General features: G+C 44.0%; 2 protein-coding genes. Both read right to left on the bottom strand.

All coding sequences use genetic code 11. From position 1 onward, the window contains the following. Window positions 1-49: 49 nt before the first annotated feature. The gene (locus A3739_RS01690) at window positions 50-340 is read right to left on the bottom strand and encodes a co-chaperone GroES (RefSeq protein WP_068477336.1); all 291 of its coding nucleotides are present in this window, start codon (window positions 338-340) and stop codon (window positions 50-52) included. Window positions 341-504: 164 nt separating this feature from the next. After that, window positions 505-844 (bottom strand): FxsA family protein (locus tag A3739_RS01685; protein ID WP_231876972.1); only part of this gene is annotated, 340 nt, incomplete at its 5' end.

Here is an 844-nt window from a genome sequence, read left to right as displayed (position 1 = left end):
TTTTTGTCCTGTTTAACTCGTATCTAATCAGTAGGAAAATGAAACCGAATTACGCTTCGATGATGCCGAAAATTTCGCTTTCAGCCATGATGAGAAGCTCTTCACCGTCAATTTTCACGGTATTTCCAGCGTATTGACCAAATACCACAGTATCGCCAGCTTTCACCGCCATCGCTTGCACACTACCGTTATCCAGTGCTTTACCAGCACCTACTGCAACTACTTCACCTTGTGAAGGTTTTTCGGTAGCGCTACCTGGAAGAACAATACCTCCAGCTGAAGTAGTTTCTTCTTCTTTACGACGTACAACAACGCGATCGTGTAATGGACGGATGTTCATCTCAATGCTTCTCCTAACAGGTTATCAATCCGATTTGATAAGTCTCTTTCGAGATATTTTTTTATGTTGGTCTTACGTCACTCTGATACGTAAGAAACGTGTGATGCTTAGATAGGGCCGCTCACTAGCTTTTCAAGCCCTCTCAAGAACTTTTTTTGAAAAACTTACTTTAACTGATCGCGTCGTTCATGAACTTCCTCGTATTCCGCGTCAATTGCATCATCAAAGCGATCAGATCTAGATTGCGAAGAATAAGTTGAATGAGAAAACTGAGTACCAGAAACGATCATCCTAGCCGCCACAAGCTTGGCTAATTGGCTTCTAAGACCAGGCGTCAACAGAGCAAAACCAATTGCATCTGTTACAAAACCTGGCGTTAACAATAGTGCTCCAGCAACCGCGAGCAACAGCCCTTCACCAATCTCTGAAACAGGCAGCGCCCCTTGCTGTGCTTTTGCTGTGCTCGAAGCAAGGTACTTAGCCCCTGCCTTTTTAGAAGATTCA

It is taken from the genome of Oleiphilus sp. HI0067 (assembly GCF_001635735.1).
Note: the sequence above shows the minus strand (reverse complement) of the source record. Positions and strands in the feature narration are given on the sequence as shown.

Coding starts and splice junctions, on each gene's coding strand:
- A3739_RS01690 (WP_068477336.1), bottom strand. CDS start 340: ATGAACATCCGTCCATTACACGATCGCGTTGTTGTACGTCGTAAAGAA.